The sequence below is a fragment of the Acidithiobacillus caldus ATCC 51756 genome (assembly GCF_000175575.2).
Classification (GTDB): domain Bacteria; phylum Pseudomonadota; class Gammaproteobacteria; order Acidithiobacillales; family Acidithiobacillaceae; genus Acidithiobacillus_A; species Acidithiobacillus_A caldus.
This window is the reverse complement of the sequence record NZ_CP005986.1, coordinates 591,448-618,273: the sequence shown is the minus strand read 5'-3', so window position 1 is coordinate 618,273 and position 26,826 is coordinate 591,448. Positions and strand designations below refer to the sequence as shown.

Annotated in this window: 24 protein-coding genes and 4 tRNA genes; 6 read left to right on the top strand and 22 right to left on the bottom strand. The window is 62.2% G+C overall.

Translation table 11 applies throughout. The features are described from left to right. Positions 1 to 10 precede the first annotated feature (10 nt). The 13 genes from rpoC to ACAty_RS03005 form a co-directional block, all read right to left on the bottom strand. Positions 11 to 4,159: a DNA-directed RNA polymerase subunit beta' gene (rpoC, locus tag ACAty_RS03065; RefSeq protein ID WP_004867901.1), complete on the bottom strand. Its 4,149-nt coding sequence runs from the start codon at positions 4,157 to 4,159 to the stop codon at positions 11 to 13. Between the two features lie 29 nt (positions 4,160 to 4,188). Then, the gene (gene rpoB, locus ACAty_RS03060; RefSeq protein WP_004867903.1) at positions 4,189 to 8,277 is read right to left on the bottom strand and encodes a DNA-directed RNA polymerase subunit beta; all 4,089 of its coding nucleotides are present in this window, start codon (positions 8,275 to 8,277) and stop codon (positions 4,189 to 4,191) included. 115 nt (positions 8,278 to 8,392) lie between these two features. Further along, positions 8,393 to 8,782: a 50S ribosomal protein L7/L12 gene (gene rplL, locus ACAty_RS03055; RefSeq protein ID WP_004867905.1), complete on the bottom strand. Its 390-nt coding sequence runs from the start codon at positions 8,780 to 8,782 to the stop codon at positions 8,393 to 8,395. 30 nt (positions 8,783 to 8,812) lie between these two features. After that, a complete protein-coding gene (rplJ, locus tag ACAty_RS03050; protein ID WP_004867909.1) occupies positions 8,813 to 9,334 on the bottom strand; it encodes a 50S ribosomal protein L10 in 522 nt (173 codons plus the stop codon). 143 nt (positions 9,335 to 9,477) lie between these two features. Further along, positions 9,478 to 10,167: a 50S ribosomal protein L1 gene (rplA, locus tag ACAty_RS03045; RefSeq protein WP_004867913.1), complete on the bottom strand. Its 690-nt coding sequence runs from the start codon at positions 10,165 to 10,167 to the stop codon at positions 9,478 to 9,480. A 3-nt stretch (positions 10,168 to 10,170) separates the two neighbouring features. Then, on the bottom strand, positions 10,171 to 10,599 hold the full coding sequence (gene rplK, locus ACAty_RS03040) for a 50S ribosomal protein L11 (RefSeq protein ID WP_004867919.1): 429 nt from the start codon (positions 10,597 to 10,599) through the stop codon (positions 10,171 to 10,173). A 51-nt stretch (positions 10,600 to 10,650) separates the two neighbouring features. Continuing rightward, the gene (gene nusG / locus ACAty_RS03035) at positions 10,651 to 11,178 is read right to left on the bottom strand and encodes a transcription termination/antitermination protein NusG (protein ID WP_004867921.1); all 528 of its coding nucleotides are present in this window, start codon (positions 11,176 to 11,178) and stop codon (positions 10,651 to 10,653) included. Positions 11,179 to 11,183: 5 nt separating this feature from the next. Further along, positions 11,184 to 11,534: a preprotein translocase subunit SecE gene (secE, locus tag ACAty_RS03030; protein ID WP_004867923.1), complete on the bottom strand. Its 351-nt coding sequence runs from the start codon at positions 11,532 to 11,534 to the stop codon at positions 11,184 to 11,186. 20 nt (positions 11,535 to 11,554) lie between these two features. Continuing rightward, a tRNA-Trp gene (locus tag ACAty_RS03025) sits at positions 11,555 to 11,630 on the bottom strand. 59 nt (positions 11,631 to 11,689) lie between these two features. Then, positions 11,690 to 12,880, bottom strand: coding sequence for an elongation factor Tu (tuf, locus tag ACAty_RS03020; RefSeq protein ID WP_004867925.1), 1,191 nt, complete (start codon positions 12,878 to 12,880; stop codon positions 11,690 to 11,692). A 41-nt stretch (positions 12,881 to 12,921) separates the two neighbouring features. Next, positions 12,922 to 12,997 (bottom strand) — tRNA-Thr (locus ACAty_RS03015). A gap of 7 nt (positions 12,998 to 13,004) precedes the next feature. Then, positions 13,005 to 13,078: transfer RNA gene (locus tag ACAty_RS03010), tRNA-Gly, on the bottom strand. A 31-nt stretch (positions 13,079 to 13,109) separates the two neighbouring features. Continuing rightward, positions 13,110 to 13,194 (bottom strand) — tRNA-Tyr (locus ACAty_RS03005). Between the two features lie 297 nt (positions 13,195 to 13,491). Between ACAty_RS03005 and ACAty_RS03000 the strand changes: the two genes are divergently transcribed. The 3 genes from ACAty_RS03000 (at position 13,492) to ACAty_RS02990 (ending at position 16,269) form a co-directional block, all read left to right on the top strand. Beyond that, positions 13,492 to 14,142, top strand: coding sequence for an OmpA family protein (locus tag ACAty_RS03000; protein WP_014002390.1), 651 nt, complete (start codon positions 13,492 to 13,494; stop codon positions 14,140 to 14,142). Positions 14,143 to 14,236: 94 nt separating this feature from the next. Beyond that, complete coding sequence (gene ubiB, locus ACAty_RS02995; protein WP_014002389.1) at positions 14,237 to 15,922, top strand: 2-polyprenylphenol 6-hydroxylase; 1,686 nt, start codon at positions 14,237 to 14,239, stop codon at positions 15,920 to 15,922. A gap of 20 nt (positions 15,923 to 15,942) precedes the next feature. Next, entirely contained in the window at positions 15,943 to 16,269 is a 327-nt protein-coding gene (locus ACAty_RS02990; protein ID WP_226830182.1) for a LapA family protein, read from the top strand. Between the two features lie 20 nt (positions 16,270 to 16,289). Here ACAty_RS02990 and ACAty_RS14825 read toward each other — a convergent pair whose 3' ends face one another. From ACAty_RS14825 to ACAty_RS02945, 9 genes are all read right to left on the bottom strand, one after another. Further along, on the bottom strand, positions 16,290 to 16,853 hold the full coding sequence (locus ACAty_RS14825; RefSeq protein WP_103415105.1) for a tetratricopeptide repeat protein: 564 nt from the start codon (positions 16,851 to 16,853) through the stop codon (positions 16,290 to 16,292). A 107-nt stretch (positions 16,854 to 16,960) separates the two neighbouring features. Beyond that, a complete protein-coding gene (gene nusB, locus ACAty_RS02980) occupies positions 16,961 to 17,425 on the bottom strand; it encodes a transcription antitermination factor NusB (protein WP_187288648.1) in 465 nt (154 codons plus the stop codon). 3 nt (positions 17,426 to 17,428) lie between these two features. Next, positions 17,429 to 17,896 (bottom strand): 6,7-dimethyl-8-ribityllumazine synthase, encoded by a 468-nt coding sequence (ribH, locus tag ACAty_RS02975; protein WP_004870721.1) that lies wholly within the window; start codon positions 17,894 to 17,896, stop codon positions 17,429 to 17,431. Then, positions 17,889 to 19,022 (bottom strand): 3,4-dihydroxy-2-butanone-4-phosphate synthase, encoded by a 1,134-nt coding sequence (gene ribB, locus ACAty_RS02970; protein ID WP_004870720.1) that lies wholly within the window; start codon positions 19,020 to 19,022, stop codon positions 17,889 to 17,891. The genes ribH and ribB overlap by 8 nt, the downstream gene beginning before the upstream one ends. Next, positions 19,019 to 19,675, bottom strand: a complete 657-nt coding sequence (locus tag ACAty_RS02965) for a riboflavin synthase (RefSeq protein WP_038471582.1) — start codon at positions 19,673 to 19,675, stop codon at positions 19,019 to 19,021. The genes ribB and ACAty_RS02965 overlap by 4 nt, the downstream gene beginning before the upstream one ends. Beyond that, positions 19,648 to 20,796, bottom strand: a complete 1,149-nt coding sequence (ribD, locus tag ACAty_RS02960) for a bifunctional diaminohydroxyphosphoribosylaminopyrimidine deaminase/5-amino-6-(5-phosphoribosylamino)uracil reductase RibD (protein ID WP_226824129.1) — start codon at positions 20,794 to 20,796, stop codon at positions 19,648 to 19,650. The genes ACAty_RS02965 and ribD overlap by 28 nt, the downstream gene beginning before the upstream one ends. Next, on the bottom strand, positions 20,768 to 21,259 hold the full coding sequence (gene nrdR, locus ACAty_RS02955; protein WP_038472552.1) for a transcriptional regulator NrdR: 492 nt from the start codon (positions 21,257 to 21,259) through the stop codon (positions 20,768 to 20,770). Before nrdR ends, ribD begins: the two co-directional genes overlap by 29 nt. Before the next feature lie 2 nt (positions 21,260 to 21,261). Continuing rightward, positions 21,262 to 22,506 carry a serine hydroxymethyltransferase gene (glyA, locus tag ACAty_RS02950; protein WP_004870716.1) on the bottom strand — a complete coding sequence of 415 codons (1,245 nt, stop codon included), beginning with the start codon at positions 22,504 to 22,506 and terminating at the stop codon, positions 21,262 to 21,264. Between the two features lie 120 nt (positions 22,507 to 22,626). Then, on the bottom strand, positions 22,627 to 23,376 hold the full coding sequence (locus ACAty_RS02945; protein ID WP_004870715.1) for a hypothetical protein: 750 nt from the start codon (positions 23,374 to 23,376) through the stop codon (positions 22,627 to 22,629). 172 nt (positions 23,377 to 23,548) lie between these two features. Between ACAty_RS02945 and ACAty_RS02940 the strand changes: the two genes are divergently transcribed. The 3 genes from ACAty_RS02940 to ACAty_RS02930 all read left to right on the top strand — a co-directional run bounded on the left by ACAty_RS02940 (position 23,549) and on the right by ACAty_RS02930 (position 26,773). Continuing rightward, positions 23,549 to 24,103, top strand: a complete 555-nt coding sequence (locus ACAty_RS02940) for a hypothetical protein (RefSeq protein ID WP_004870714.1) — start codon at positions 23,549 to 23,551, stop codon at positions 24,101 to 24,103. A 108-nt stretch (positions 24,104 to 24,211) separates the two neighbouring features. Further along, complete coding sequence (trxA, locus tag ACAty_RS02935) at positions 24,212 to 25,081, top strand: thioredoxin (protein WP_004870713.1); 870 nt, start codon at positions 24,212 to 24,214, stop codon at positions 25,079 to 25,081. A 186-nt stretch (positions 25,082 to 25,267) separates the two neighbouring features. Beyond that, a complete protein-coding gene (locus ACAty_RS02930; protein ID WP_004870712.1) occupies positions 25,268 to 26,773 on the top strand; it encodes a Do family serine endopeptidase in 1,506 nt (501 codons plus the stop codon). The last annotated feature ends 53 nt before the right edge of the window (positions 26,774 to 26,826 follow it).

Here is a 26,826-nt window from a genome sequence, read left to right as displayed (position 1 = left end):
GAAAAACGGCTTAACGCAGTTCCGCCACCGTGCTTTCTGCGGGCTCGCTTTCGCCCTCTGCCATGATCGGCAGACCGCGATTGCGACGGCGCCGGTGTTCGTGATACGCGAGGCCGGTGCCAGCAGGAATGAGACGACCGACGATGACGTTCTCCTTGAGACCGCGCAGGTCGTCCACCTTGCCGGCCACTGCCGCTTCCGTGAGCACCCGGGTGGTCTCCTGGAAGCTCGCCGCCGAGATGAAGGACTCGGTGGACAGACTCGCCTTGGTGATACCCAGCAGCATGGGGGTGAAGCGCGCAGGTTCCTTTCCCGCCGCTTCCGCTGCTGCGTTTTCCTCTTCCACACGGGCACGATCCACCTGGTCTCCCGGGATGAAGCTGGTGTCACCAGCGTAGGTGATCTCCACCTTGCGCAGCATCTGCCGCAAGATCACCTCGATGTGCTTGTCGTTGATGCGCACACCCTGTAGGCGGTAGACGTCCTGGACCTCATCGACGATGTAATTGGCCAGAGCCTGGACCCCCAGTACCCGCAGGATATCGTGGGGAACCGGCTGACCTTCGACCAGGGGCTCGCCGGGACTGACCCGCTCGCCATCGTGAACCGTGACGTGACGGCCCTTGGGGATGAGGTATTCGTGCTGCTCATTGTGCTCGTCGGTGATGATAAGGCGCTGCTTGCCCTTGGTATCCTTGCCGAAACTGACGATACCGTCGTGTTCGGCGACGATGGCAAAGTCCTTGGGCCGGCGCGCCTCGAAGAGTTCCGCCACGCGCGGCAGACCGCCGGTGATGTCGCGGGTTTTACTGGTACCCACAGGCAAACGGGCAAGAATATCGCCGGGCTGTACCGCGGAGCCTTCCTGCACCGCCAACACCGCCCGGGCCGGCAGGAAGTACCGCGCCGGCAGATCCGTACCGGGGAGCTTCAGGTCCTGCCCCTGCTCGTCTTGCAGGGTGATCATGGGCCGCAGGTCACGACCGGCAGCAGGTCGCTGCTTGGCGTCCAGCACCATCCAGGTGGAGAGGCCCGTGATATCGTCGCTCTGCACCTGTACGCTGACACCCTCCACCACATCCTTGAGCACCGCCCGTCCACCGATTTCGCTGACGATGGGTCGCGTGTGGGGGTCCCACTCGGCAATACGCTTGCCCGCCGTGACGGTGGCACCGTCGTCCACCAGGATGGTGGCGCCATAGGGGACCTTGTAACGCTCCTTTTCTCGACCCTGATCGTCGGTGACGGTGATCTCGCCATTGCGGGCAACCACCACGTGTCGCCCGCTGGGGTGGGTTACCAAGCGCAGGTTGGGCTGATAGCGAATGGCGCCGCCCTGCTTGATGTCGATACTGCTCTGGGACACGGCCCGACTGGCGGCACCACCGATGTGGAAGGTGCGCATGGTCAGCTGTGTGCCCGGCTCACCGATGGACTGCGCCGCGATGACGCCCACTGCTTCACCGATGTTCACCAGATGCCCGCGGGCCAGATCGCGGCCGTAGCACAGGGCGCACACGCCGTGGCGCGACTTGCAGGTGAGCGGCGAACGCACCTTGAGGGAGTCGATACCCAGCTCGTCCAAGGTAGACAGCAACTTCTCCGTCAAGAGGGTGTTGCGGGGGATGACCACCTCACCGCTATTGGGGTGCTGGATATCCTCCGCCGTGACCCGGCCGAGGACGCGATCGCGCAGAGCCTCGATGACTTCACCGCCCTCCACCAGGGGCATCATGGGCAGGCCATCTTCCGTGCCACAGTCGTGCTCCACCACGACCAAGTCCTGGGTGACATCCACCAGACGGCGGGTGAGATAACCGGAATTGGCTGTCTTCAGGGCCGTATCTGCCAGACCCTTGCGCGCGCCGTGGGTGGAGATGAAGTACTGCAGGACGTTCAATCCCTCGCGGAAGTTCGCGGTGATGGGCGTCTCGATGATGGAGCCGTCGGGCTTGGCCATCAGGCCGCGCATGCCGGCGAGCTGGCGAATCTGCGCCGCCGAACCACGGGCGCCGGAGTCGGCCATCATGAAGATGGAGTTGAAGGAGTCTTGCTGGACCTCCTTGCCATCGGCAAGCACCACCTTTTCCTTGCTCACCAGATCCATCATGGCCTTGGCCACCTCGTCGGTCGCCCGCGACCAGATGTCCACCACCTTGTTGTAGCGCTCCCCCTCGGTGACCAGGCCCGAGGTGTACTGCTCCTGAATGGTTTTGACCTCCTCTTCGGCCCGGGCGAGGATCGTTTCCTTTTCCGGCGGCGTCACCATGTCGCCGGCGCCAAAGGAGATACCACCGCGGGTGGCCATGCGATAGCCGGTGTACATGAGCTGATCGGCAAAGATCACCGTATCCTTCACGCCCAGAGTGCGGTAACAGGTATTGATGAGTTCGGCGATGACCTTCTTTTTCAGGACGCGATTGATGATGCTGAAGGGCAGGCCCTCGGGCAGGATATCGGCCAGCAGCGCCCGGCCCACCGTCGTCTCTACCCGTTCACCGCGAAAACGCATGGTGATGCGCGCATGCAATCCCACCTGTCCCGTATCGTAGGCACGGCGCACCTCGGCAGTGTCCGCAAAGACGCTCCCGGTACCCGGCGCGCCCGCGCGCTCCTGGCTGACGTAGTATAGACCCAGAACGATGTCTTGGGAGGGTACGATGATGGGCTCCCCGTTGGCGGGGCTCAGGATGTTGTTGGTGGACATCATGAGGGTCCGGGCCTCTAGCTGCGCTTCCAGCGACAGGGGCACGTGCACCGCCATCTGGTCGCCGTCGAAGTCGGCGTTGTAGGCTGCACAGACCAAGGGATGCAGCTGGATGGCCTTGCCTTCGATGAGGACCGGCTCGAAGGCCTGGATGCCCAGACGGTGCAGGGTCGGTGCCCGGTTGAGCATGACCGGATGCTCGCGGATGACCTCTTCCAGGATATCCCAGACCTCGGGTTTCTCCTGTTCCACCAAGCGTTTGGCCGCCTTGATGGTGGTGGCGAGCCCCCGCTCTTCCAGCTTGTTGAAAATGAAGGGCTTGAAGAGCTCCAGCGCCATTTTCTTGGGTAGTCCGCACTGGTGTAGGCGCAACTCTGGCCCCACCACGATCACCGAGCGTCCGGAATAATCCACCCGCTTGCCCAGCAGATTCTGACGGAAACGCCCCTGCTTGCCCTTGATCATATCCGCCAGAGACTTCAGGGGCCGCTTGTTGGGACCAGCGATGGCCCGACCGCGGCGGCCATTGTCGAGCAGGGCGTCCACGGCCTCCTGGAGCATGCGCTTTTCATTACGGACAATGATGTCCGGGGCCTTGAGCTCCAGCAAACGCTTGAGGCGGTTGTTCCGATTGATGACCCGACGGTAGAGATCGTTGAGATCGGAGGTCGCAAAACGGCCACCGTCCAGGGGTACCAAGGGCCGCAGATCCGGTGGCAGCACCGGCAATACCTCCATGATCATCCACTCGGGACGATTGCCGGAGGTCTCGAAGGCCTCGAGGATCTTCAAGCGCTTGGCCAGCTTCTTGGTCTTGGTGTCGGAATTGCTCTCCTGCAGCTCCGTGCGGGTCTTCTCGATCTCTTCCTTGAGCGGAATGGCGCGCAACAGATCGCGGATACCCTCGGCACCCATCTTTGCGACGAACTCATCGCCATGCTCTTCAAGGGCGTCCAGATATTGATCTTCACTGAGGATGGTACCGCGATCCAAGGGCGTCAGACCCGGGTCCACCACCACGTAGGCTTCGAAGTAGAGGACGCGCTCGATATCCCGCAGGGCCATGTCCAGAATCATGCCCATGCGGCTGGGGAGAGACTTCAGGAACCAGATATGGGCGACGGGGCTGGCCAGTTCGATGTGCCCCATGCGCTCGCGCCGCACCCGCGCCTGGGTCACCTCGACGCCGCACTTCTCGCAGACCACTCCGCGGTGCTTGAGACGCTTGTACTTGCCGCACAGACATTCGTAGTCCTTGATGGGACCGAAGATCTTGGCGCAGAACAAGCCTTCCCGCTCGGGCTTGAAGGTACGGTAGTTGATGGTCTCGGGCTTTTTCACCTCGCCGTAGGACCAGGACCGGATCTTATCCGGCGACGCGATACCGATACGGATGGCGTCGAATTCTTCCTGGCGATCGTTCTGCTTGAACAGCTTCAGTAAATCTTTCAAGGCACCCTTCCTTGTCCGCCTGTGGACCTTTAGTTGGACTGTTCCAGTTCGATGTCGATGGCAAGCGACCGCAGCTCCTTCAAGAGCACATTGAAGGACTCGGGCATGCCGGCATCCATGCGGAAATCGCCCTTGACGATGGACTCGTACATCTTACTGCGTCCGGACACGTCGTCGGACTTGACCGTGAGCATCTCCTGCAGGGTGTAGGCCGCACCGTAGGCCTCCAGGGCCCAGACCTCCATCTCGCCAAACCGCTGGCCACCAAACTGCGCCTTGCCGCCCAGCGGCTGCTGGGTGACCAGGCTATAGGGACCGGTGGAGCGGGCATGCATCTTGTCGTCTACCAGGTGGTGAAGCTTCAGCATGTACATGTAGCCGACGGTAACCGGTCGATCGAACGCCTCACCACTGCGGCCATCGTAGAGCGTGACCTGGCCACTGCGCGGCAGCCCGGCAAGCTCCAGCATGTCGCGGATTTCCTCTTCCGAAGCGCCGTCGAAAACGGGGGTAGCCATGGGCACACCGCCGCGCAGATTACGCGCGAGCTCGAGGATGTCCTCGTCGTTGAGCTGATCGAGGTCTTCCTTCTTGCCGGCGCGGTTGTAGATCTCCTTCAGGAAGGCGCGGATCTCGCTCACCTGCCGCTGGTTTTCCAGCATTTCCTCGATGCGCCGGCCCAGACCCTTGGCGGCCCAGCCCAGGTGCGTCTCGAGAATCTGCCCGACGTTCATGCGGGAAGGTACGCCCAGAGGATTGAGGACGATGTCTACTGGCGTACCATCGGCAAGATAGGGCATGTCCTCCACGGGCACGATCTTGGATACCACGCCCTTGTTGCCGTGGCGCCCGGCCATCTTGTCACCGGGCTGGAGCTGACGCTTCACCGCCACGTGCACCTTGACCATCTTCAGCACACCGGGGCTCAGGTCATCCCCCTGGGTCAACTTGCGCCGCTTCTCTTCCAGCACCGCATCCAGACGCTCCCGTTGCTGCTCCAGCTGCGCCCGGATCTGCTCCAGGGCCGCATTGCTCTCCTCGCTGCGCAGACGGATGTCGAACCACTGACTGCGAGGCAAGTCCTTGAGGTAGGCCTTGGTGATCTTGGCGCCCGCCGCAAGGCCGTTGGGACCGCCCTCCGCCACCTTGTTCAGGAGCAGACGCTCGATGCGCTGAAAACTATCCTGCTCGAAGATCCGGTACTCGTCGTGGACGTCCTTGCGGATCTTACGCAACTGCTCTTCTTCGATGGCCTTGGCCCGGGCATCCTTTTCGATGCCGTCGCGGGTGAACACCTGGACATCGATGACGGTACCGTACATCCCCGCCGGCATGCGCATGGAGTTGTCCTTCACGTCCGAGGCCTTCTCACCGAAAATGGCGCGCAGGAGTTTTTCCTCGGGGGTCAGTTGGGTCTCCCCTTTGGGCGTGACCTTACCCACGAGGATATCTCCGGGCGCGAGCTCGGCACCGATGACGACAATGCCGGACTCGTCCAGATGCCGCAGCGCGCCCTCGGCGACGTTGGGGATGTCGCGGGTGATCTCCTCGGGTCCGAGCTTCGTATCGCGGGCAAAGACGGAGAATTCCTCGATGTGAATGGTGGTGTAGCGATCCTCCGCCACCACCCGCTCGGAAATCAGGATGGAATCCTCGAAGTTATAGCCATTCCAGGGCATGAACGCCACCAGGATGTTCTGCCCCAGAGCCAGCTCTCCCATTTCCGTACTGGGACCGTCGGCGAGCACGTCACCACGGGCCACCACATCCCCCACCTTGACGATGGGGCGCTGATTGAGGGTGGTGTTCTGGTTGGAGCGGGCATACTTCACCAGGTTGTAGATGTCGACACCAGGCTCGCCCGGGAGCGTTTCCTCGTCATTGACCCGGACTACGATACGCGCACCGTCGACGCTGTCCACCACCCCACCCCGTACCGCCTTGATGGCGGCACCGGAATCGATGGCCACCACCCGCTCCATCCCCGTTCCCACCAAGGGTGCCTGGGAGCGCACGGTGGGTACCGCTTGACGCTGCATGTTGGAACCCATGAGCGCGCGGTTAGCGTCGTCGTGCTCCAGAAAGGGGATGAGGCTCGCCGCCACCGACACGATCTGACGCGGCGAGATGTCCATGAACTGGACCTGATCGGGATTGGCCAGAACGGTTTCGTTGCGATGGCGGCAGGAGACCAACTCATCCACCAAGCGGTTGTCGTCGTCCAGGGTGCTGTTGGCCTGGGCAATGACGTAGTTGCCCTCATCGATGGCCGACAGATATACCACCTCGTCCGTCGCCCGGCCTGCGATCACCCGCCGGTAGGGCGTCTCCAGGAAGCCGTAGGCATTGGTCCGGGCGTAGCAGGAAAGGCTGTTGATCAGGCCGATGTTGGGCCCTTCCGGCGTTTCGATGGGACATATGCGCCCATAGTGGGTGGGATGCACGTCGCGCACTTCGAACCCGGCACGCTCGCGGGTGAGACCGCCTGGTCCCAGGGCCGATACGCGGCGCTTATGGGTCACCTCCGACAGGGGATTGGTCTGGTCCATGAACTGGGACAGCTGACTGGAGCCAAAGAACTCGTTGACCACCGCCGCGATGGGCTTGGCGTTGATGAGATCCTGGGGCGTCAAGCCCTCACTCTCGGCCAGGGCCAGGCGGTCCTTCACCGCCCTTTCGACGCGCACCAGACCCAGCCGAAACTGATTCTCCATCAGTTCACCCACGGAACGCACACGACGGTTACCCAGGTGATCGATGTCGTCGATGTCGCCCTGACCGTTGCGCAGGGCCACCAGAACCTTGAGTACGTCGATGATGTCCTCGTTGCTCAGCACCCCGGGGCCGGTGATCTCTTCCCGTCCCACCCGCCGGTTGAACTTCATCCGGCCAACGGCGGAGAGATCGTAGCGATCGGGGCTGAAGAAAAGCCCCTGGAAGAGATTCTGGGCAGCGTCCTTGGAGGGCGGTTCACCGGGACGCATCAACCGGTAGATCTCGAGCTGCGCCTCGTGGGCGTCGCGCGCGGTATCGATGCGCAAGGTTTCGGAGATGTAGGCGCCGCGATCCAGCTCGTTGGTATAGAGTGTGCGCAGGCTACGGGCTGGCAGAGCGTAGAGCCGCGCGAGGATTTCTGCATCCAGAGCCTCGTTGGCCGCCACGATGACCTCACCGGTGGCCTCATCCACCAGATCCTGGGCCAGCACCTTGCCGAGGAGAAAGGCCTCGGGAACCTCGACCTCCTGCTCCCCACCCAGCTCGCTCAACTGCCGCACATGACGCGCTGTCACGCGCTTGCCCGCCGCCACCACCACTTCACCGGTCTTGGGATGGACGATATCGAAAACCGCCGTCTCGCCCTGCAAACGCTGGGGGATCAGGTGATAGAAGATACGCTTGCCGTCGATGCGGAAGGTGTCCGTCTCGAAGAACATCGCCAGAATGTCTTCGGTGCTATAGCCCAAGGCGCGCAGCAGCGTGGTGGCCGGCAACTTACGCCGCCGGTCGATACGGGCATAGATGTGATCCTTGGGATCAAACTCAAAGTCGAGCCAGGAACCGCGATAGGGGATGATCCGCGCGTTGAAGAGCAGCTTGCCCGAAGAGTGGGTCTTACCGCGATCGTGGTCGAAGAAAACGCCGGGAGAACGGTGCAACTGCGACACGATGACCCGTTCCGTGCCGTTGATGACAAAGGCACCGTGGTCGGTCATGAGGGGAAGTTCGCCCATGTAGACGTCCTGTTCCTTGACGTCCTTGATGCGCTTGGCACCAGTGCTGTCGTCCTTCTCGTAGAGTGCCAGGCGCAGCCGCACGCGCAGGCCCGCACAGTAGGTCAGGCCCCGCTGACGGCACTCCACCACATCAAACACCGGTTTTTCCAGGCGATAGGACACAAAGTCCAGACTGGCATTGCCAGAGTAGCTCTCCATGGGGAAGAGCGAACGGAAAACCTCTTGCAGTCCGACCTCCTTGCGCGCAGCCGCCGGCACGTCGGCTTGCAGAAAATCCCGATACGAATCCATCTGGGTAGCCAACAGATAGGGCACCTGCAGAATGCTCTGGCTCTTGCCAAAGTCTTTACGAATCCGTTTCTTTTCAGTAAAAGAATAGGCCATGAGTGCTCCGCGCGACGCTCGCTAAGAAGAGATCCGACAATGGCGATGACCACCGCCAATAATAAGGGGCTGGCAACGTCCAGCGTCGCCAGCCAAGGCACCTAAAATACTACGATTACTTGATTTCTGCCTGGGCACCAGCTTCAACCAGCTGCGCCTTGATGCTCTCGGCCTCGGCCTTGGAGATACCTTCCTTGACCGGTTTCGGAGCACCATCCACCAGATCCTTGGCTTCCTTCAGCCCGAGATTGGTGATGGCGCGCACCACCTTGATGGTATTGACCTTGTTGGCGCCGGCAGAGGTGAGGATGACGTCGAATTCCGTCTGTTCCTCAGCCGCTGCAGCGGCCTCACCACCGCCGCCGGCGGCGGCAGGACCCGCAGCCACCGCCACCGCGGCGGCAGACACCCCAAACTTCTCCTCCATATCCTTGATGAGCTCGGAGAGCTCGAGAACGGTCATGCCAGCAATGGCATCCAGGATTTCGGCTTTGGACAACGCCATGATCTATACTCCTATGAAAATATGAATGAATTACGCTGCTTTCTGATCGCGCACTGCCGCGAGGGTACGGACGAAGCGCCCGGGAACCTCGTTGAGTGTGCGCACGAAGGTGGAGATGGGGGCCTGCATGGTACCCATGAGCTTGGCCAACAACTCCTCGCGGGAGGGCATCTTGCTGAGCTGCGCCAGAGCCTGGGCATCCATGAGCTGTGAACCCAGGGCGCCACCGGTGATGATCAGCTTGTCGTTGCGCTTGGCAAAGTCCGTGAAGAGCTTGGCCATGGCCACCGGATCCGCACTGGCCGCAAAGACCAGAGGGCCCTTGAGCAGAGGATCCATCACCAGGAAGGGGCTGTCTTTCAGGGCGCGGCGCAGGAGTGAGTTCTTCACCACCTGAATCAATACCCCCTGTTTACGCCCGGCCGCACGCAATTCCGTCATCTGCGCCACGGTCAGACCCCGATACTCCGCAACCACGGTAGCTTGCATACCCTCGAGCTTCGCTTGCAGTGCAGCGACCACCTGTTCCTTTTCTGCGAGCTTGAGACTCATTGAACTGCTACCTCCATGTGGACAGAGGCGGCCAAAATTTCTGGCGCGCCGTCGCCTGCGCAGGGTGGGATGTTTAAGGCCGAAGCCCCCTGCGGTCTTTGAACGCCGGCTTGCGCCGACTTTTCGTCACTGCGGACGAAACCTTAAAGCCCGGACGGATCCACGGGTACACCGGGACCCATGGTGGGCGAAACACTGATCTTACGAATGTAGATTCCCTTACTGGTGGCGGGCTTGGCTTTCTTCAGGCTGTCCATGAGCGCCAGCAGGTTCTCCCGCAGATCTTCGACGCTGAAGGAGGCCTTGCCGATGCTACTGTGAATGATACCACCCTTGTCGGCACGATAACGTACCTGGCCGCCCTTGGCATTCTGAACGGCGGTACGGACATCCGCCGTCACCGTACCCACCTTAGGGTTGGGCATCAGTCCGCGTGGTCCAAGCACCGGCCCAAGGCCACCCACGACGCGCATGGCGTCGGGAGTCGCAATGACCACATCGAAATCCATCTGCCCAGCCTTGACCTGCTCGGCCAGATCCTCCATGCCGACGAGATCCGCACCAGCTTCCCGGGCCTCGGTAGCCTTGTCCCCGGTGGCAAAAACCGCTACCCGCATGGTCTTGCCGGTGCCTTTGGGCAATACCACCGCACCGCGCACCACCTGATCGGACTTACGCGGATCGATTCCCAGACCCACGGCCACATCCACGGACTCGTCGAACTTCGCCGTCGCCCCCTGCTTCACCAGGGCCAGCGCCTCGTCCACCGCATAACGCTTGCTCCGATCCACCAACTGCTGCAGGGCGGCCTCTCGCTTCGATACCTTGGCCATGGGCTAACCCTCCACCGTCAGGCCCATACTGCGGGCAGTGCCACGAATACTGCGCTTGGCCGACTCCAGATCCTGGGTATTGAGGTCCGGCATCTTGGTCTTGGCAATCTCCTCGACCTGCGCTTCGGTGACCTTACCCACCTTGTTGGTGTTTGGACGTCCACTGCCTTTGGCAAGGCCTGCCGCCTTCAGGAGCAGAACCGGCGCTGGCGGGGTCTTGACCTCAAAGGTGAAGCTCTTGTCGGCGTAAACGGTGATGATCACGGGCAGGGGCAAACCCGGCTCGATGCCCTGTGTCTGCGCGTTGAAGGCCTTACAGAACTCCATGATGTTCAGACCGCGCTGACCCAGAGCAGGACCGATGGGCGGGCTTGGATTGGCTTGGGTCGCCTTCACCTGCAACTTGATGTAACCGGTAATCTTTTTTGCCATTCAACTCTCCATGAGGTGCAAACGCCGAAGAGGCTCCCTCGCAACAAACGATCAGATCTTCTCTACCTGACCAAAGTCCAGCTCCACTGGCGTGGAACGTCCGAAAATCGTGACCGAGACGCGCAACTTGCTCTTTTCGTAGTTGACCTCCTCGACCACACCGTTGAAGTCCTTGAAGGGCCCGTCGATGACCCGGACTTGCTCACCGGCATCAAAGCTGAACTTGGGACGCGGCTTCTCGACCCCCTCCTTGATGCGATCAAGAATGGCGTTGGCTTCGGCCTCGCTCAGGGGGTGCGGCTTACCCACGGACCCACCGACAAAGCCCGTGACCCGGGGAGTGTGTTTCACGAGGTGCCAGGTCTGATCGTTCATCTCCATCTGCACGAGCACGTAGCCGGGGTAGAACATGCGCTGGGAACTGGTCTTCTGACCATTGCGCATCTCCACCACCTCTTCGACGGGGACGAGAATTTCGCCAAACTGATCCTCCAGCCCTTCCCGCTTCGCCCGCTCGCGGATCTCTGCCTGCACCTTTTTCTCAAAGCTGGAAAAGGCGTGCACCACATACCATCGCATCGTCATTATCCCACGCCCCCCAAGGCAAAGCGCACAATCGCCAGCAAGGCTATATCCACGAGCCACAAGAAGATGGCTATGACGATGATCAGCAGCAAGATGACGCCCGTACTGCGCAACACTTCCCTGCGCGTCGGCCAGACCACCTTGAGCAGTTCAACGTAGGCTTCGCGGAAAAACAAAACGAGCGCCTTGGCGACAGCGCTGGTGGCAAATACCAGAAGCGCGAGGGCCAAGGCGACAATCAGGGCCAGACTGGGATACAGCGCACCCAGATGCAGCGGGATCAGGAAGTAGGCGAACACCCCCAAGGCGGCCAGGATTGCCGCGGAATAGAGTTTCACTTGCTCCGACATGAACGCTGCACCTTTAAAAATGGCAGGGCAGGAGGGGCTCGAACCCCCAACCTGCGGTTTTGGAGACCGCTGCTCTACCAATTGAGCTACTGCCCTGCAGACGGCAAACGGCGGAGCGTGCCGCCGCTTTCCAACGCTTTACTCCGTTGCTGAAACTACTCCACCACCTTGGACACGACGCCGGCGCCGACGGTTCGACCGCCCTCACGCACCGCAAAGCGCAGCCCCTCTTCCATGGCAATGGGCGCAATCAGGGTCACCTTGAACTGGATGTTGTCCCCAGGCATCACCATCTCCACACCCTCGGGCAACTCCACCGCCCCCGTCACGTCCGTCGTCCGAAAGTAAAACTGCGGCCGATACCCATTGAAAAACGGCGTGTGCCGACCACCCTCTTCCTTGGACAGCACATACACCTCCGCCTCAAAACGGGTGTGCGGCTTGATACTGCCCGGCTTGGCCAGCACCTGCCCACGCTCCACCTCGTCCTTCTTGGTACCCCGCAACAACACCCCGACGTTGTCGCCCGCCTGACCCTGGTCCAGAATCTTGCGGAACATCTCCACACCCGTCACCGTGGTCTTGCTCGTCGGCCGCAGCCCCACGATCTCAATCTCATCGCCCACCTTGACGATGCCGCGCTCAATACGCCCGGTCACCACCGTACCACGCCCAGAAATACTGAACACGTCCTCGATGGGCATCAAAAAGGTCTTGTCGATAGGCCGCTCCGGCATGGGAATGTAACTGTCCATCGCCGCCGCCAGCTTGAATATGGCCGGCTCACCAATGTCGCTCTGATCCCCTTCCAAAGCCTTCAGGGCCGAGCCGATCACCACCGGAATGTCGTCCCCAGGGAAATCGTACTTGGACAGGAGCTCCCGCACCTCCATCTCCACCAACTCCAGGAGCTCGGCATCGTCCACCATGTCGGCCTTGTTCATAAAGACCACGATGTACGGCACACCCACCTGACGCGCCAGCAAAATGTGCTCCCGCGTCTGCGGCATCGGCCCGTCCGCCGCAGAAACCACCAGAATCGCACCGTCCATCTGCGCCGCACCCGTGATCATGTTCTTCACATAGTCCGCATGCCCAGGACAATCCACGTGCGCGTAGTGCCGGTTCTCCGTCTCGTACTCCACGTGCGAGGTCGCAATGGTAATCCCACGCGCCCGCTCCTCCGGCGCATTATCAATCTGGTCATAGGCCCGCGCCTCACCACCAAACTTCGCCGACAACACCTTCGTCAGCGCCGCCGTCAACGTGGTCTTCCCATGGTCCACATGACCAATCGTCCCCACATTCACATGCGGCTTCGTCCGCTCAAACTTTCCTTTGGACATCAGACTTTCTCCAAAAAAGCAAGACCCAAGATCAACGAAAATGGAGCCCACAACCGGATTCGAACCGGTGACCTCTTCCTTACCAAGGAAGTGCTCTGCCGACTGAGCTATGTGGGCCTGTACTTGGAGCGGGTGATGGGAATCGAACCCACACCATCAGCTTGGAAGGCTGAGGTTCTACCATTGAACTACACCCGCACGACCGAAGCCGAGGCACTGCAAAGCGTTATGGTGGAGGGGGGAGGATTCGAACCTCCGAAGGCAGAGCCGTCAGATTTACAGTCTGATCCCTTTGACCGCTCGGGAACCCCTCCCACGGTAGCGGCGAATTATGGGCGCGGGCCCGAACAGTGTCAAGTGGAACTAGCCCGCAGACGACGGTACCGATGAATTCCGCCGGCGGACGCTCGGGTGACGAGGGCGATGGGCACACCGGTGGGGCCTCGCCGATGACCATATTGCGACAACATGCCATACGGGGCGACAGCCGCGCAAGGGGATTTGGCAGACCGCGCCTTGACATCGTTGCCCGTTTACAACATTCTTCTCGAGTTGTTTACGTTCTCCGCTGAGCAAACGGGGCAGCGGCTTGACAAGAGGAGGGTTAAATTATGATCAAGAACAAGAGAGTGGCACTGATTGCAGGGCTTGCTGCCGGGCTCGTGAGCACCGCAGCGCTGGCGGAAAACGCCTACGAAGGATACGCCATCAACGGACAGGGTCAACCGGTGGTGACGGGCACGGGGCAGTGTGTACGCGGCGGTCGTCCAGTAACGGACGGAGCGACGCCAGCCTACTGCGCTCCCAAGGTGGCTGCCAAACCGACTCCGGCACCGGCTCCCGCACCTGCGCCCGCCCCAGCGCCCATCGCGCCGGTGGAAAAGACCGTCCTGGTGAGCAAGCCCATCACCATCACCGGTATCAATTTTAAGTTCAATTCCTATAAGCTTCTGGATCGGGACATCAAGGTCCTGGACCAGGTGGCCGATTTCGCCAAGCAGCATCCGGATGCCGTCCTGGACGTGAACGGCTATTGCAGTAAGGTCGGCACCTACGCGTACAACCTGAAGCTCTCCAAGCTTCGTGCCGAAAGTGTCGCTCAGTATCTGGAGCGCCATGGCGTGCCGCGCGATCGGATGGTCCTGAAGGGACACTCCTACAACGACCCGGTGGCGAGCAACGCGACCCCCGAGGGACGCTTCCTGAACCAGCGCGTCGAGATCAACTCCAGCATCAAGGTGGAGAAGACCGTACAGCAGTAACGGTTCGACGCAACGGTAGAAACGGGCCCTTTTGGGCCCGTTTTCATTTGCGCCTGCGCATCGTTGTCGCCGCTTTCCGTGCTAGAATCGCGTCATGCGCCAATCCTACCTGCGTTTTTTGCGAATCCTGGTCATCACCCGGGTGCTGGTCCGTTATCGTCTGGACGAAGTCCTCTATTTTCTGCCACTCCTGAAACCCTATCAGGCCATTCTCAAGCTCAATCCCCTGCTGTGGATCATGCCAAAACCGGAGGGGGATTTTCCGGTACGTCTGCGCATGGCATTGGAGAATCTCGGTCCCACCTTCATCAAGTTGGGACAGATGCTGTCGACCCGAAGGGACCTGCTGCCAGATGCCATCACTCAGGAACTCGCGCGCCTGCAGGATGCCGTGCCGCCCTTTTCCTCGGCCGAGGCGCACAGACGGATAGAAACCAGCCTGGGCGTGGAGCTCACCAAGGTCTTCAAAAGCATCGAGGCCGAGCCTGCGGCAGCAGCTTCCATCGCTCAGGTGCACTTTGGTGAATTGCTGGACGGACGCGCCGTCGCCATCAAGATTCGCCGACCGGGCCTGCGCCGGGTCATCGAACAGGACCTGGGCATCCTCGCCTCCCTCGCAGATTTTGCCGAGCGCTACTCCCAGGAGGGCAGGCGGCTACGCGTGCGCGCCGTGGTCGCAGAGTACGCCAAGACCCTGCGCGGCGAACTCGATCTTTTGCGCGAAGCGGCCAACGCAAGCCAACTGCGACGCAACTTCCAGGGGGAGCCGGAACTTCTGTATGTGCCGGAGATATATTGGGATTACTGCAGCTCCGAGGTCCTGGTCATGGAGCGCATCTACGGTATCCCCATCGGCCATCGGGAAGCCCTGCGGGCCACCGGCATAGACTTCGACCAACTATCGCGGCGGGCAGCGGAGATTTTTTTTCGCCAGGTGTTCCGGGATTCGTATTTTCACGCCGACATGCATCCGGGCAATATTTTTGTCGACCCCAACAACGGTCGCTTCATCGCCGTGGATTTCGGCATCATGGGCAGCCTTGACGAGGCAAGCCAACATTACCTGGCCGAGAACATGGTGGCATTCTTCAATCGCGACTATCGCCGGGTGGCAGAGGCGCACGTGGAGGCGGGGTGGGTTCCCCCAGATACCAATATCCAGGATTTTGAGGCGGCGATACGGGCGTTGGCGGAGCCCATCTTTGAAAAACCGCTGAACGAGATTTCGGTAGCCCAACTGCTACTGCGCCTCTTTCAGACCACGCGTACCTTCCAGATGCAGACCCAGCCGCAACTGCTGCTGCTGCAGAAGACCCTGGTCAATGTCGAAGGCATCGCTCGGGATTTCAATCCTTCCCTGAACATTTGGGAGATTGCGACACCCTTGTTGCGCGATTGGCTCAATCGTCAACGGGGGCCCCAGGCCTGGTGGAATGCCCTGCGGCAGCAGTTTCCCCAATGGGGTCTGGTGATGCCGGAGATGCCAGCACTCCTGCACGGTCTGTTGCGTCAGGCACATCAAGGGCAGTTGCCCTTGCGGGTGGAAAATCCAGACCTTGCCGGTATCCGCCAAGAGTTGCGTAGTGGCCTGCGCCGCCTGGCCATCAGCACCAGTTCGGCTTTCCTGTTCATCGGTCTTGCCATAGTCGCCACCCTGGAACACGAGCTCTATCGCGATGTGCTGGGCTTACCGGTGTGGTCGTGGCTGATCGGCCTGCCAGTGCTTTTTGCCCTGGGCGCCTGGTGGCTTCGTCGTGTATTCTTTCGCGGGAAAATCTAGGGAGGGAGGCAACCATGTGGATGATTCTGTCTTTCATCATCGGCGCCCTGGCGGTGCTTTTCGCTGTGGAGAACAACGCTCCAGCCAAGGTGACCTTTCTCAGCTGGGAGTTTCAGCAATCCCTGGGCGTGGTCCTGCTCATCGGTTTTTTGGCGGGCTTCGTGGCGGCCCTGATCTTTTATCTACCCACCTACCTGCGGCATCGCTGGCGCATCCGCCGCCACGAGAAGCGCATCGCCGAGGTGGAGGCGGATCTTGCGGCGGAGCGCGGAAAACGCGCCCAACTGGAAATCGAGCGCGCCGAGAGCGCAAGAGCCCAGGCCGGGCACGTCAGTACCGAGCACTGACGCCCAGCCTTTGCCTTGCCTCAACCTTGGGGCGCCACGCTGGCAGCGACGGGTCCGGCAACGGGACCAGGGTGGAGCACGGCAGGCTCCATCCGCGCGAGGACCGCGAGGTTGCGGGTGGCGTCGGCATTGCCGTTGGCAGCGGCCTTCTGCCACCAGTAGCTCGCCTTCTGGTAGTCGCGGGCTACGCCCTGACCCATGAAGTAGAGGTTTCCAAGGTTGTACTGTGCGGCGGAGATATTCTGGTTGGCCGCACGCTCCCACCAGTAGGCGGCCTGGGCATAATCCTGGGGAACGCCTTGACCGAAGTAGTACTGCATGCCCAGATTGTATTCCGCCTTGCCATAGCCGTGCTCCGCCGCCTTACGGAACCACTGTGCGGCGAGGGCATAATCCTGAGGAACGCCTTCGCCCAGGGCGCAGCGCGTACCGATACTGTTCTCGAGCTTGGCCGTGGTGAGGTTGGCCGGCTGGGTACTGGCATTGTCCTCGACCTCTCCCCTGGCCACGGGCACCTGCGCCCAGGCCGTGCTGCTGGCCGCCGCCAGCAGCACGCCGGCACCCAAACCGAGACAACGATGCATCCACCTCTTACGATGCTGGGAAACGCCCATGTGTTCGACCCTCCATGTGACAGCAATTACCTTGAGCCACAGTAGCTTACAACAAGTGCTTAAGACTTTGCCAGAACTTATTTGCGCTTCGGGGAGGCGTCCCCATCGGGGTTCTCCAGCTCGGCCTGGCGCCACTGGTGCGCGAGGCGATCGAGTACGCCGTTGATGAAGCGGTGTCCCTGCTCGGCGCCGAAGGCCTTGCTGAGTTCCACGGCTTCGTTGATGATCACGCGATAGGGTGTCTGCCGCTCTTCCCGGAGTTCAAAGGCACCCAGGCGCAAGATCGCGCGTTCCACTTCGCTGACCTCATCCTGCCAGCGGCGATCGAGAATGACGGACGCAATGGCTTGGTCCAGGGTTTCCATGACCGGACAAAGGCGCCCCCAGATGTCCTCGAAAAACCGCTGATCGGCACCGACCAGTCTCTCATCGTCCTCCAGAAATTGGCGAGCAATCTCGCCACAGGGCGCGGGATTCAGCTGCCATTGATATAGCGCCTGCAGCAAGGCCTCGCGCGCCAATCGTCGTCTGCTGGCTGCCACGATTCAGATCTGCGTCAGGAGATGGACCATCTCCAGGGCGCTGAGCGCGGCATCGAAGCCCTTGTTGCCCGCCTTGGTCCCAGCCCGCTCGATGGCCTGCTCGACACTGTCGGTGGTGAGCACGCCGAAGATGACCGGGACACCAGTTTCCATGGATACCTGGGCAATGCCCTTGGCCGCTTCGCCGGCAACATAATCGAAATGGGGCGTACCTCCGCGGATTACCGCTCCGAGGCAGATGACCGCGGCGTAACGTCCACTGCTGGCGAGCTTCTTTGCAACCAAGGGAATCTCGTAGGCGCCGGGAGCATAGACCACCTGAATCTGCTCGTCCCGAACCCCGTGCCGGCGCAGGGCATCGATGGCGCCCTGTTCCAGCTGCTGCGTGATGAAAGCGTTGAAGCGACTGACCAGCAAGACGAAGCGGTGCTGGGCGTCCACGCGCCAATGTCCTTCGATACGTTCAATCATGGGCTGTACCCTGCTCCAGAAATGGTAACTGACCAACAATCTCGAGACCAAAACCGCCGATGCCGCGATACTGGAACTGACTGTCGCTGAGGACGACGGCTCGGTGCACACCGAGATCACCGAGGATCTGCGCTCCCAACCCGAAGGTGCGCAGGATACGCCCGGAATCACCGGCCTGACCCGGTCCCTTGGGGTGGCTGGGAAGCGCCTCCACCTGCGCCTTCAGCTCGTCACCATCCTCGCGATGGTCGAGGTAGACGAGCACACCGGCAGGTTCCCGCGCCAGACGTTCCATGGCACGCGCGACGGGCCCTTCCGACCCCGTGAAAAGATCGGTGAGGGTCTTGCCCACCTGTACGCGAACCAAGACTGGTCCCGGGCTTTGCGCCAGATCACCGTGCACCAGGGCAAAATGCGTCTCGCGGCGGATCCGGTCGCGGTAGAGGTGCAGGGTGAACTGTCCGTAGGGGGAGGACCAAGGACCGCTGGCCTCGCGCTGAACGATGTGCTCACGCTCCAGCCGGTAGCGGATGAGGTCGGCAATGGTGCCAATCTTGAGACCATGCTGAGCGGCGTAGGGCAAGAGATCGGGCAGGCGCGCCATCTCGCCATTCTCGTTGAGGATCTCACAGATGACGCCAGCCGGTTTGCATCCCGCCAGAGTAGCCAGGTCCACCGCCGCCTCGGTATGGCCTGCGCGCACCAGGACGCCGCCAGGCTCCGCCGCCAGCGGAAAGATGTGCCCAGGGGTGACGATATCTTCCGGGCCAGCATCATCGGCAATGGCCGCAAGGATGGTGGTGGCGCGATCGGCGGCGGAGATACCGGTGGTGACGCCACGGGCGGCCTCGATGGATACGGTAAAGGCGGTGCCCAGGTGGGTGGTGTTGTGGCTGACCATCTGCGGCAGACGCAATTGCTGGCAGCGCTCCCGCGTGAGGGGGAGACAGACCAGTCCCCGGGCCTCCCGCACCATGAAATTGATGGCATCGGCAGTGACGAACTCGGCGGCCATGATGAGGTCACCCTCGTTTTCCCGGCCTTCGTCGTCCATCAGGATCACCATGCGCCCGGCGGCGATGTCGGCAATGATCTCTTCCGTCGGACTGATCTTGGCTTCACTCATTGCGGAAATCCCTTGGCGGCCAACCACTGCGGCGTAATGCGCGATTCTACACCGTCCGCCGGTGTCCTGACCATGAGCTGCTCGAGGTAGCGCGCCAACAGATCCACCTCCAGATTGACCCGCTGTCCTCCTCGCCACTCCCGCGCGGTGGTCTGCTCCAGGGTGTGCGGGATGAGATTGAGGGAAAAGGTCTCGCCCTCCAGGGCATTGACCGTAAGGCTGATGCCATCGACACAGATACTGCCCTTGGCGGCAATATAGCGACGCAGTTCCGCTGGCGCGGCGATGCGGAAAACGATGGAGCGCCCAGAGGGCTGTGCCTCACGCACCGTACCGACACCATCGACGTGGCCGGCCACCAGATGCCCACCCAGGCGGTCGGACAGGCGCAGCGCCTTCTCGAGGTTGACGGCGGAACCCACGCCGAGATCAGCCAGAATGCTGCGCTCCAGGGTCTCCCGCGACACATCCACGGCGAAGGTCGGAGGGCTCAACGCCACCACCGTGAGACAGACACCGGAAACGGCGATGCTATCGCCCAGGGCGACATCGCCAAGATCCAGAGTCCCGGCATCGAAAACCATGCGGTAATCCCCACCCCGGGCCTGCCTTTGCCGCAGATGCCCTAGGGCTTGAACGATTCCTGTAAACACGACTGTCCCTCCGCAGAAAGGAGCTGCAATTTGACATCCCCAGCGATAGTCTCTGCCCGCCACAGCCGCCAGCTGGGGACTGCGTCGAGCTGGGCGTAGGGACCAAGGCGAGCGGCAGGCTGTGCCCCTTCCCCGAGAATCTTGGGGGCGAGATAGAGTAGCCACTCGTCCACCCAGCCGCCGCGCAGGAGACTAGTGGCAAGCTCTGGGCCCGCCTCCACCAGCACCTCGTTGCATTCCCGCTGCGCCAGCGCCGTCCACAGTGCGGCCAAGTCCAGGCCCACGCCTTTTGGCCCCATCGGCAGACCCTGCAGGTGTGCGCCTCGCTGGATCAGGCGGATGCGACGTTCCGGATCGGCGTCTTGCCCATGAAAGATCCAGATCTCGCCGGGCGTATCGAAGAGAGCGGCGTCCGCGGGCGTGCGCAAATGGCTGTCGAGGATAATCTTGTGCGGAAAGCGGCAGAGGGGGAAGTCCACGCGCGGCGCCAGGCGTGGATTATCCGCGAGCACCGTACCGACACCGACGACGATGGCACTGGCTGCGGCGCGCTCGCGCTGTACATCGGCACGCGCCGCCGACCCGGTCAGCCACTGGCTCTCACCACTGGCCAAGGCAACACAGCCATCGAGACTCTGAGCCTGTTTCAGGCGGATCCAGGGGCGTCCGCTGCGCATGCGACGGACAAAGCCGATGTTGAGGGCGGTCGCCTCCTCGGCGAGACAACCCAGTTCGACCTGCAGCCCCTGTTGCTGCAACAGGGCGATGCCGCCACCACGTACGCGCGGGTTGGGATCCGCGATGGCGATGACCACGCGGGCCACACCGGCGGTCAGGATCGCATCGGTGCAGGGCGGCGTACGCCCATGATGGCAGCAGGGCTCAAGAGTCACGTAGAGTGTCGCCCCACGAGCCCTTTCACCAGCCTGCGCCAAGGCAAAGACTTCGGCGTGGGCATCGCCTGCGCGCAGATGGGCGCCGCGCCCGACGATTTGCCCATCACGAACCACCACGGCACCCACCCGCGGGTTGGGATGGGTCGAGTACAGGCCCCGTCGCGCCAGCGTCAGGGCCTCAGCCATGTAGGCGGCGTCAGGACTCGCGGGGGAGTTCGCCGGCATCTGCCTTGTCGTCTTTGGCCTTCAGCCGGGCGATTTCCGCACTGAAGGCATCGACATCCTCAAAGCGGTGGTAGACCGAGGCGAAGCGCACATAGGCCACGGGATCCAACTCAGCCAGGGCCCGCATCACCAACTCGCCGATGGTACGGGCGGCAATCTCCCGCTCGCCGCTGGCGCGGATCTGCCGCTCGATGTCGCGCAGGGCCGCGTCCACCCGCTCCGTGGCCACGGGCCGCTTGCTCAGGGCGCGGGTGAGACCGCGCTGCAGCTTCTCGGCGTTGAACGCCTCGCGGCGGCCATCGGCCTTGACCACCATGGGGTAGCCCAGTTCCGCCCGCTCGTAGGTGGTAAAGCGCTGCCCACAGGCTGGGCACTCCCGCCGCCGCTTGACCGCTTCGCCGTCATCCGCCAGCCGCGAGTCCACTACCCGGGTGTCGGCAAAACCGCAAAAGGGGCAGTGCACCGTCAGCCGTACACCGGAAAACGCCGGCACAGGGCAACGATACGCTCCCGCACCTCGGCGATGACCTTGTCGTCCTCGGCGCAATCCAGCACATCGGCAATGGCCGCTCCGAGCACGTCCATCTCTCCCAGATCAAAGCCACGCGTGGTCGCAGCGGGGGTACCGATGCGGATACCGCTGGTTACCGCCGGCGGTCGACTGTCGAAGGGTACGGCATTCTTATTCACGGTGATGTGCGCCGCACCCAGGGCCGCCTCGGCATCCTTGCCGGTGATCCGCTCACCCAGATTGAGCAAGAAGAGGTGATTGTCCGTACCTCCGGAAACTGCTCCATAGCCGCGTTGGGCCAGTACGGCGCTGAGCCGCTGGGCATTGGCAATGACGCGCTGTTGATACGCGCGGAACTCGGGCCGCTGCGCCTCGAGGAAGGCAACGGCCTTGGCAGCGATGACGTGCATCAGGGGCCCACCCTGAATACCAGGAAAAATCAGTGAGTTGACCTTCTTGGCGTACTCTTCCTTGCAGAGGATCAGACCGCCCCGGGGACCGCGCAAGGTCTTGTGGGTGGTGGTGGTGACGAAATCCGCGTGGGGTAAGGGGCTTGGGTGCAGGCCCGCCGCGACGAGGCCGGCAATGTGGGCCATGTCCACCAGGAAGTAGGCGCCGACACTACGGGCGATCTCACCGATCCGCGCAAAGTCGATGATCCGCGAATACGCGCTGGCGCCGGCGATGATCATGCGTGGACGCTCCCGCTCGGCCTGCTCGGCAAGGGCATCGTAATCGATGCGTCCGTCCTCTTCCCGAACCCCATAGGCCACCACCTCGAAAAGCTTGCCCGAGAGATTGACCTTGGCACCGTGGGTCAGATGGCCACCGTGGGCAAGGCTCATGCCCATGATCTTGTCGCCAGGCTTCAAGACCGAAAAGAAGACCGCCTGGTTGGCCTGGGAGCCGGAGTGCGGCTGCACGTTGGCGTGCTCGGCACCGAACAGGGCACGGGCGCGGTCGATGGCCAGTTGCTCGGCAATGTCCACATACTCGCAGCCACCGTAATAGCGCTTGCCCGGATATCCTTCCGCGTATTTGTTGGTGAGGACGGAGCCCTGTGCGGCCATGACCAGTGGACTCGCGTAGTTTTCCGAGGCGATGAGTTCGACGTGATCCTCCTGGCGCTGGGACTCGTGCTGCATCGCCTCCCACAGCTGGGGATCGAACTGGGACAGGTTCAGGGTCTTGGAAAACATGAAAGCTCCTTGGCAACGGATTTTGGCGTCCACACTAGCCCATGGCCTGCAGTGGAACAAGGGCGCATTTTTACGCCTCGCCGTGAATTCTATTCATAACCGGTCTCGGAGTCGTCTGGCTCAACCCTTGGCCCTTACCGGACGCAGGACCGGCTGCGCAAACGCGGAGGTCTTGCGCACCGTCTGGCGCTTGCGCGGCGGCTTGCGCTTGTTGGCAAAGATATCCTGGTAAGCAACGAAAACGATGGGTGGCCCAAGCACCCACACCAGAAGCCCCAACCACACCTGGGAAAACTCCGGCAGAAAGAGATTGCTCAGAAGCACGGTGGCCCATAGGGCAATGAGCGGATCGCGCACCTCAGGGCGAAAAATGAGTGCGAGCGTGGTCTCTACCTCCGATTCGATCCAGCCATGTCCTTTGTGCAGCGCCAGGGCCACACCGAAGAAGGCCGGGGAGAACCAGAAATACGGCATCAAGGCCAGATCCGAGAGGCGCTCACCAAGACCGAACCACCAGTCCAGCAAGCCGCCAGAGACCGGCATCTGCCAATGCCCGTCGACGCCCGCGAGTAGGGCAGCGAGCATGACCGTGTCTTGTCCAAAGCTGAAGAGCATCCCAAAAACCGCCAGGAGCATGCCCCAGAGTACCGCCACCTCCAAGGCGTGGCGCAGTTGTGCTGCGCTGTACTCCTCCCCTTCACAGCGGCCGGCAAGGCGCAGTCCAAAGAGTAGACCGATGGGGGCCACGGCATCCATCAGCCAACTGGGAAAGGGAATGGCCGCCAGGGCCAGGGCGGACAGGGCAAAGAGCGCCCAGGCACGGGGACGCGCCGCCACGATGGCGGCACCCCCCTCCACCCAGGATGCCATTCTGCTCACCCACTGCCACCCCACCGCGCCACCCTCCGAGCGGACGAATCTTTGACATTCTAGAGAAGCCGGGCTACAAACTCAAAGCTGCTCCGCGCCATGTCGGGCCACTCGTACCGTGCTGTACGGTTCGGTCATGGCGCCGAGGATGTCCAAGCCCCGCGGAGAACGAATGCCGAACCTGCCCGAGCGTCGCGAACAGATCCGCCGCGCCCACGCCCGCCTGATCCACATGGTGGTGGCCGCCTGCCAAAACCCCGTCGAACGGAAAACCCTGGAGCCGCACCTGCAGACGGCGGCCAACAACGGTTGGAACGAACTGGTGCAGGTCCTGCGCCGCATTCTCTCGGGTCAACGCGACGTCGCCCTACTGGAGGGCCTGGACGAAGAAGACCGGGTCATCACCGAGAGCGTCCTCAGCGGGCTTCAGGACGCCCACAGCCTTCCCCCCTTGGACCAGGGCGCCGATCCCAGCCTCGCCGCCCCAGGTATCGCCAGCGTGATATACGCCGCGCGTCAGGGCGATACCCAGGCCCTGGTCTGGTTAGGTCAGATGGCGAGCCAAATGGAACGCGCCGGGGGCGACATGGCCCGCATCGGCGCCGCTCTGGGACCACTTTCCCGAGGGCAGGAGGACTTTACGCGACTGGCACGCGGCATGAGCACCAGCGCCCGCCAGCTGTTGCAAGGCATTCTCGATGAGCTGGCAAAACTGCGACCGCAGTGACGGTGTCCCCCGGGCGCGCACTCTGCCCCTGGCATTGAGAATCGGCGACGAAGATCCTACCATGACCGGTTCAGTCTAGCAGTGCGACAGAGTTTTCAGGGAGTGCATATGACGACGCAGGTTTCGGTCATCGATGTTCGTGAGGATAACTTTGCTGCTGCGGTCCTGGCAGAATCGCAGCAGCGGCCGGTAGTCGTGGACTTCTGGGCACCCTGGTGCGGACCCTGCCGCGCCCTTGGACCGGTCCTCGAGAAACTGGCGGAAGAAATGGCGGGAGCATTCCTCCTCGCCAAGGTCAACTCCGACGAGAATCCGGAACTGTCGCGGCGCTATCAGGTACGCGGCATTCCGGCCGTCAAGGCTTTCCGCGACGGCAAGGTCGTCGATGAATTCACCGGCGCTCTGCCCGAGTCGGCGGTGCGCAAATTCCTGGAAGGAATCGTCCCTCCTCCGGGCGATGACCTGCGCCGGGCGGCGCTGGCGGCCCTGGAGGCCGGCCGTGACGATGAGGCAGCGAAACTCCTCGAGGAAGCGCTCGCGACCAATCCGCGAAACGATGCAGCACGCCTGGCCCTGGCCCGGCTACACAGTGCCCAGGGACGTTGGGACGAGGTCGCCGCGGACATCGCTGCCATGAGCCCAGCCTTTCAGCTGGAAGATGAGGTGCAGGCCCTGAAAGCCCTGCAGGAATTCTCCCAAACCATCCAGAGCGCGCCGCCGACGGCGGAACTAGAGCGACGCCTGCGTGAGGCGAAGGGCGATGACCGTGCCGAGGCGCTCTACCTGCACGCGCTGCGGCTGCTTCTGCAGGGACAGGAAGAACCGGCCATGGATGAGCTGCTGGAGTTGGTGCGCGCGCATCGTCACTATGGCGACGATCTTGGACGGCGGACCATGCTGCAGATCTTTACCATTCTGGGCGGACGCCATCCCGTGGTGGAAAAGTATCGCTCTCGCCTGGCCAGAACCTTATACTGAATGAAAGGCTGCAGCTTTCGTGATCCCGGTTGCCCGCCAGAACGCGCTCCGCTGTCCGGGATCGCCCGCAGCGCACCGGCAGGCGTCGCCCGTCGCGAGCCCTGCGCAGGACACCACCCCATGGCCTGATACCCAGGTCCAACCACGAGGCCAACTGCTAAGGCCAATTTCAAGGAGATTCCATCCGTGAGCCGACACGCCCCGCAAAACCACCGTTCCCTGCCCAAGGCCATGGGATCTGCCCTGCTCACACTGACCCTGGGTCTCAGTGGTTGCGCGGAGGCGACGCCCACGGCCACGGCTGCCGCACTGTCCGTTCCCGCGCAGGCAGGACCCGCGCGACCGCTGGTGAATCTCCCGGATTTCACCCCGATCATCGACCGCTATGGGCCGACGGTGGTCAACATCAGCAGCACCAGCAGCAAGGCCATTCCCGAGGAACATAACCCGTTCCCACCGGACTCTCCTTTCTATCGCTTCTTCAAACACTTCGGCGGATCCCAAGGGGGACACGGCGCGAGCCCGCAAGAGAAGATCCGGTCCCTGGGCTCCGGCTTCATTCTGAGCGCCGATGGCTACATCGTCACCGCCGCCCACGTCGTCCGCGGCGCACAGCACATCGTCGTCACCTTAACCAATCACCACGCCTACCCGGCCAAGCTGGTGGGACTTTCGGTGCGCTACGACACCGCCCTGCTGAAGATCGACGCCCAAGACCTACCCACCGCCCCTCTGGGCAATTCCGATGACCTGAAGGTGGGGCAATGGCTGCTGGCCGTCGGTGCCCCCTTCGGCTTTTTCAACACCGTGACCCAGGGTGTCGTGAGCGCGACCAACCGCCCCTTGCCCGATGACGAGTACATACCGTTCATCCAGAGCGACGTGCCCATCAATCCGGGGAATTCCGGCGGCCCGCTGTTCAACATGGCCGGGCAAGTCATCGGCATCAACGACCAGATCTACACCAATAGCGGCGGTTACATGGGGCTGTCCTTTTCCATCCCCATCAATACCGTCATGCAGGTGGTGCGTGATCTGAAGGAACACAAACCCATCGAGTTTGGCTACCTGGGAGTCGAAGTGCAGAGCGTGACGCCGCAGATGGCCGAAGCCCTCCACCTCAAGGAACCGGTGGGCGCCCTGGTCGCCTCGGTCCTGCCCGATGGACCCGCCGCCCACGCTGGTCTGCGCCCGGGTGACGTGATCGTTACCTTCGCTGGCAAGCCCGTCTACAACGTGGGGCAGCTACCACTGCTGGTAGGATCCAGCAAACCGGGCAGCACCGCTCCGCTCGGTATTCTCCGCGATGGCAAGCCCGAAACCCTCCAGGTGACCGTCGGCGCTCTGCCGAAACCGGAAAAAACCCGTGAAACCACTAGCACCAAGGCGGCCAAGCCCACTGCCCTGAAGATTCCGCGGCTGGGCGTGGACGTGCAGGCACTGGACACCGCGCTCATGGACCGCCTGAAGATCCACCATGGCGTGGTGATCGCGGATGTGGGCGAGGGTGCCGCTGCCGAGGCGGGCATTCGCCCCGGCATGATCCTCCAGCAGATCGCCCAGCAGGATATCACCTCACCCCAGCAATTGGCGGATATCGTTCGCCATCTGCCGGCGGATACCCCCATCCCGGTTCTGGTGCGCCAAGGACCTTCCAGCATCTATGTGGTGGTGACCCTGCCCAGGCACTGAGGGGCGCCCGGGTCCAGCCTCTCTGCGCGCCTACGGCAGGCGGTGGGCCGGGT